Here is a 5,554-nt window from a genome sequence, read left to right on the forward strand (position 1 = left end):
CAGGAAGTAGATCGAGAGCGGGACCGCGATCAGGAGCGCGTCGAACGGCAGCCGCACCACGTCGGCGCCCTTCAGGCTGAACATGGCGACGATGGTGAACAGGAGAGCCGCCAGCGTTATCGGTCCGATGCGCGGCAGGAACTCGCCCTCGTACCATGCCCTGCCCTTTCTGGCCGTCAGGGTTCTGCGGGTCAGGAAGCCGGCGAGGAACGGGATGCCCAGGTAGATCAGCACGGCATTGGCGATGGTCCAGAAACTGACGTTGACCACGCTGCCTTCCAGGCCGAACAGGGGCGGCAGGACGCTCAGGAAGATCCAGGCGTAGACGCTGAAGAACAGGATCTGGAAGATCGAATTGAACGCGACCAGACCGGCCACGTATTGGTTGTCGCCGCGCGCGAGCTGGTTCCAGACCAATACCATGGCGATGCAGCGGGCAAGGCCGATCAGGATCAGGCCCGTCATGTATTCCGGATGATCGCGCAGGAACAGGACCGCCAGACCGAACATCAGGCAGGGGCCGATCAGCCAGTTCTGCACGAGGGAAAGGACCAGCACCCGCTTGTCGGCGAAGACGCGGTGCAGTTCCTCGTACTTCACCTTGGCCAGCGGCGGGTACATCATCAGGATCAGCCCGATGGCGATCGGAATGTTGGTGGTCCCGACCGACAGCCTGTCGAGCGCCGCCGGCAGACCTTCGAAAACGGTGCCGAGCACGACGCCCAGCGCCATGGCCAGGAAGATCCATAGGGTCAGGTAGCGGTCGAGGAAAGACAACCGCGAGGCTGGAGCGGTGGAGGACATGAGGATACTCGTTTCAGCTTCAGGCAAAGCGTAGTCAAGTGACGCGGCGTCAGGCAATGCGGCGGCCCTGCTCGTCGACGACGCGCTCGCCGTCTTCCTTGGCGAAGGCGCCCCGCTGAGGATCGGGGAGGATGTCGAGCACCGCTTCGGATGGACGGCACAGGCGGACGCCGAGCGGCGTCTCGACGATGGGCCGGTTGATCAGGATCGGATGCGCGATCATGGCGTCCAGCAGCCGGTCGTCGGACAGCGACGGGTCGTCCAGGCCGAGTTCGGCATAAGGCGTGCCCTTCTCGCGCAGCACGCTGCGAACCGGCACGCCCATGCGGCGGATCAGGTCGGCCAGCCGGTCGCGGCTGGGCGGCGTCTTCAGGTACTCGACGATCTCAGGCTCGACGCCGGAGTTGCGGATCAAGGCTAGCGTGTTGCGGGAGGTGCCGCAGGCGGGATTGTGATAGATGGTGACGCCGGTCATGACGCCGCTCCCTGGTCCGCTTCCGCCCGCATCTTGCCGATGTCGCGCAGCTTGCTCTGGAGCGACAGCTTATCGAGCCCTTCCAGCCGGAGGCTGGTGAAGACCTTGATGCGAGCTTCCAGTTCCAGATAGACGCGCTTGAAAAGCTTGAGGCCCAGGTCGTCCGGTCCGACGAAGGCGGCGGGGTCCTCGACGCCCCAGTGAGCCGTCATCGGCTGGCCCGGCCATGCCGGGCAGGCCTCGCCCGCGGCGTTGTCGCAGACCGTGAACACGAAATCGAGCGGTTCCGCGCCCGGTTCCGCGAACTCGTCCCACGACTTCGAGCGGAAGCCCCTGATGTCGTAGTTCAGGTTGCTCAGCAGCTTCAGCGTCAGCGGATGCACCGTGCCCTTGGGCTGGCTACCCGCGCTGAACCCCCGGAACCTGCCCCCTCCCCACCGGCTGATCGCCGCTTCGGCCAGAATGCTGCGGGCGCTGTTGCCGGTGCAGAGGAACAAGACGTTATAGGTCTTCTTCGATTCCATGGATGCCTCCTGAGGCTATCTGGCCGCGATGGGCGGCGGTCGTACTGGTCGGGGACTTTCGGGGACTGGAACGGCGATCAGACGCGGCGGCGCGGCGACCTCACGGTGGACTCGCTATTGGCCGCCTCGGGAGCCGTGGCGCAGACGGGACCGCAGGCGGCGGCGTTGGCCGGAAGGCCGCAGCAGTTCTCCATCAGAAAGCCCATCAGGGCATTCATGTGGCTGTATTCGGCGCTGTAGATCAGCGACCGGCTCTCGCGCCGCTGTGCGATCAGCCCCGCATGGTTCAACTGAGCCAGATGGAAAGACAGGGTATTGGGCGCCACGCCGAGAGCCTCGGCGATGGCTCCGGCCGGCAATCCGTCGGGACCGGCCTGCACCAGCAACCGGAAAACATCCAGCCGCGTCTCCTGCGACAGCGCCGACAACGCCGACAGAACCGCCTTTTTATCCATGGGAACCCGACGACCTCCGCATCCTGGCTTCGAAGCTTCACTTCCATAATTCTATGTTAGTGGAATTATGCCGAAGATGGAGGGGCGTCAAGTTACAATCACGTGACGGTGGAGAGCGCTGCGTTTTGGGGAGGGTCAAGGGGCTTGGAGTAGCCGAAGAACCTGTGCGGCGGGAGTGCACCAAGCTTTCATACAGGGCTCCGCCGCCTGCTCCGGCTTGCACCGTCGATCCAACGCAGATTTGTCGAGGGCACCAACAAGTAAGTCTGTTTTCAGTTTAAGAACCATGAGGCAGAGAGTTTGGGAGGGATCGCTTCAATTAATTATCGGACGTTGGCAATAGGAATAGTCCAAGCTCCTTCAGAAACGCATTATGCTTCGCCGTTGACTCCCGAATCTGCTTCTCGATCTCGACCAACTCCTTGTGCGTGGCCGACAGATCGATCTCGACACTCTCATTGGCCGTGCTGACATAGCGCGCAATGTTCAGGTTGAAGTCGTTGGCCTCGATCTCGGCCATATCAACGCGTTTGGCGTACCGCTCGATGCTCTCCGGACGCTGCTGGTATGTGTCGATGATCTTCGCGATATGCTCGTCGGAGAGGTAGTTCTGTCGCCTGCCTCTCTCGAAATGCTCGGATGCGTTAATGAATAGGACATCATCCGGCTTTTTGCACTTCTTCAGGACGAGGATGCAGACCGGGATGCCCGTCGAATAGAACAGGTTGGCCGGCAGGCCAATGATCGTATCGATGTGCCCGTCCTTGATAAGCTTCGTGCGGATACGCTCCTCCGCGCCGCCGCGGAACAGCACGCCGTGCGGCAGGATGATCGCCATCACGCCCTGATCGCTGAGGTGGTGGAATCCGTGGAGCAGAAAGGCGAAGTCGGCGGCTGACTTGGGCGCCAGTCCGTGGTTCTTGAACCGCATGTCCTCGCCCAGCGCCTCGGTCGGGTCCCAGCGGTAGCTGAACGGCGGATTGGCGACCACCGCGTCGAACTTGGGCGCCTTCGCCGGGTTTGTCTCGCGGAGCATGTCCCAGTCATTGCGTAGCGAGTCGCCGTGGTAGATCTCGAACTCCGTGTCCTTCACCCCGTGCAGCAGCATGTTCATGCGCGCGAGATTGTAGGTCGTGATGTTCGACTCCTGCCCGTATATCTTGCCGATCGTGCCGCCCGCCTCAGTGACGCGGTGGCGGACATTGAGCAGCAGCGAGCCGGAACCGCAGGCGAAATCGAAGACGCTCTCCAGCCGCTTCCGCAGACCCGTCGCCGGCTCCTGGCCGTCGAGGGTGACGATGGCCGAGAGGATGTCACTGATCCGCTGCGGCGTGTAGAACTCCCCCGCCTTTTTGCCCGACCCTGCGGCGAACTGGTCGAGCAGGTATTCGTAGGCGTCGCCAAGGGTGTCGGCATCGGTGGAGAAATTTGCCAGTCCCAGCGCGATCTCGCCGACGATCAAACAGAGTTTCGCGTTGCGGGCGTCGTAGGTCCGCCCGAGCTTGTCCGACGCGAGGTTGATCTCCGAGAACAGCCCTTGAAACGCGCTCTCGAACGACTCATCCTCGATATACTTGAACCCCCTTTGCAGGGTGTCGAGCAGTTCCGTGCTCTGCTTGCGGGCGAGGTGGGCGATGTTCGTCCACAGGTTCTCGGGCTTGATGACGTAGTGCGCCTTGCGCCGCATCTGCTTCTCGAACGCGGCGATGTCGTCCGGGTTATTCGCGTACCACACCGACAACGGCGAACGGCCACCGTTGCCGATGGCGCTTGGGTCCGGGTAGTCCCTGCCTAGTTCACGCTTCGCCGCCGCCTCGTAGTTGTCCGAGAGGTAGCGCAGGAACAGGAACGCCAGCATATAGTCGCGGAAATCATCGGCGTTCATCGCTCCGCGCAATTGGTCGGCGATGTTCCAAAGGATTCTACCGAGTTGTCTTTGGTCACGTTCGGCCATGGTCATTACTCCGGCACTGAATCGGATTGGGAAGAGACGATGGCACCCACTAGCTGGGAGGTAAGCACAGGCGCTGCTACGGGCGGCTCAACAACCGCGAGATTCGGGAACCGATTCGGGTTGAAGAGGAAGCGCTCAGTGAAGACAGCGAGCATTTTCTTGAAATGCCGCTTATTTTCATCGAGCATTTCTTGCGGTTCGTAGAGGGAATACTTTCCATGACTTAGGAGATTTAATAGACGCTTATGAAGAATGCCATCCTGATCATCATCGTCGCGCTTGATGCAATCTTCGAACTTATCGTAGCCGAGAAAGCTGGCAGTCTTTTCCGCGATCACCCGCAACATGTTGAAATGATGCGTGTAGATTTGACCGCTACGCGCAGCCTCATGCAGTTCCATCAGACAGGCGACGTGGTGGAAGAACGGCGTGTCGCCGGTGTCGGTGAGGCTGTATTCACCTGTCGCCGCCGACCGCCCGAGAAAGAAGAAGCGATTCCCCTTCACCCGCGACAGCTCGTTGTATAAGACGTTGAAGAAAAGAGGGTGATGGGTAGAGATAATCGTCTTCAGGGAGTTTTCATCTTCTTTCAGCATGGCCGCAAGATGTGCGGCGACTGCAACCGCGTTCTGCTCATCCAGCGACGAGATGGGCACCAGGCGCGCGGACCTCAGCATGGCGAGGTCAGTGGGATGCCGATCCGAGGTCAAGGCCGTGAAGGTGTCCATCGGCGCCGTGACGGCATAGTCCCCGAGGATGCCAGTCAGCGTGTTAAGAAACACGCCCTTTCCATTGCCGCCCGGGCCGTAAATGAACACGAGCGCATGCTCGCCGATGTCGCCGGTGAGCGCATAGCCGCACCATTGCTGAAGAAAGCGGATCAGATCCTGGTCTCCCGCCGTAACCTGATCCAGGAACTTGAGCCACTGTGGGCAATCAGCGGTTTCCGCGGGCGCCACCGCCGTAATCCTCGTGATGCCATCCGCCGGCTTTGCCGGGCGCAACACACCTGTCCTCAGATCCAGGGTGCCGCCAGGGGTGCCGAGAAGGAAAGGATCCTTGTCCCAGCCCTCCGATGTGGTCGCGAATCCGGGATCGGCTCGGGCGAAGCGATCGACACCGCTGGAAAATGACGCCTTTCCGGCATCTTTCTGCAGCTTGGGATCCTCCCCGCGCGTCACTTCCCGGGCGAGTTCGCGGACGAGCTGGAAGACGAGGTTGGTGTCATCCCTGCGCCAGTGCGTGCCGGTCCAGCGGAACCAGGCGCCGGTATGGTGACAGAACCGCAACTCGCCAGCGTATCTGTCCGCGAGCCGTTGCGCGACGCTGTCCTGGGTGATCG

6 protein-coding genes are annotated in these 5,554 nt (G+C 61.5%); all 6 read right to left on the reverse strand.

Annotation, left to right across the window (positions count from 1 at the left end):
* On the reverse strand, window positions 1-804 hold an 804-nt coding region (gene arsB / locus AC5JJ6_RS39445; RefSeq protein WP_496047279.1), incomplete at its 3' end, for an ACR3 family arsenite efflux transporter.
* A gap of 49 nt (window positions 805-853) precedes the next feature.
* Window positions 854-1,279 (reverse strand): arsenate reductase (glutaredoxin), encoded by a 426-nt coding sequence (arsC, locus tag AC5JJ6_RS39450; protein ID WP_496047280.1) that lies wholly within the window; start codon window positions 1,277-1,279, stop codon window positions 854-856.
* Window positions 1,276-1,803: an arsenate reductase ArsC gene (locus AC5JJ6_RS39455; protein ID WP_496047281.1), complete on the reverse strand. Its 528-nt coding sequence runs from the start codon at window positions 1,801-1,803 to the stop codon at window positions 1,276-1,278. Before AC5JJ6_RS39455 ends, arsC begins: the two co-directional genes overlap by 4 nt.
* Before the next feature lie 77 nt (window positions 1,804-1,880).
* The gene (locus tag AC5JJ6_RS39460) at window positions 1,881-2,258 is read right to left on the reverse strand and encodes an ArsR/SmtB family transcription factor (protein WP_496047282.1); all 378 of its coding nucleotides are present in this window, start codon (window positions 2,256-2,258) and stop codon (window positions 1,881-1,883) included.
* A 319-nt stretch (window positions 2,259-2,577) separates the two neighbouring features.
* Window positions 2,578-4,212 (reverse strand): type I restriction-modification system subunit M, encoded by a 1,635-nt coding sequence (locus AC5JJ6_RS39465; RefSeq protein WP_496047283.1) that lies wholly within the window; start codon window positions 4,210-4,212, stop codon window positions 2,578-2,580.
* Between the two features lie 5 nt (window positions 4,213-4,217).
* On the reverse strand, window positions 4,218-5,554 hold a 1,337-nt coding region (locus AC5JJ6_RS39470; RefSeq protein ID WP_496047284.1), incomplete at its 5' end, for a phage/plasmid primase, P4 family.

It is taken from the genome of Skermanella sp. (assembly GCF_059503625.1).

Excerpts from the sequence above, each read along its gene's own strand:
- arsC (WP_496047280.1), bottom strand. The coding sequence starts at position 1,279 with ATGACCGGCGTCACCATCTATCACAATCCCGCCTGCGGCACCTCCCGC.
- AC5JJ6_RS39455 (WP_496047281.1), bottom strand. The coding sequence starts at position 1,803 with ATGGAATCGAAGAAGACCTATAACGTCTTGTTCCTCTGCACCGGCAAC.
- AC5JJ6_RS39465 (WP_496047283.1), bottom strand. The coding sequence starts at position 4,212 with ATGGCCGAACGTGACCAAAGACAACTCGGTAGAATCCTTTGGAACATC.
- AC5JJ6_RS39460 (WP_496047282.1), bottom strand. The coding sequence starts at position 2,258 with ATGGATAAAAAGGCGGTTCTGTCGGCGTTGTCGGCGCTGTCGCAGGAG.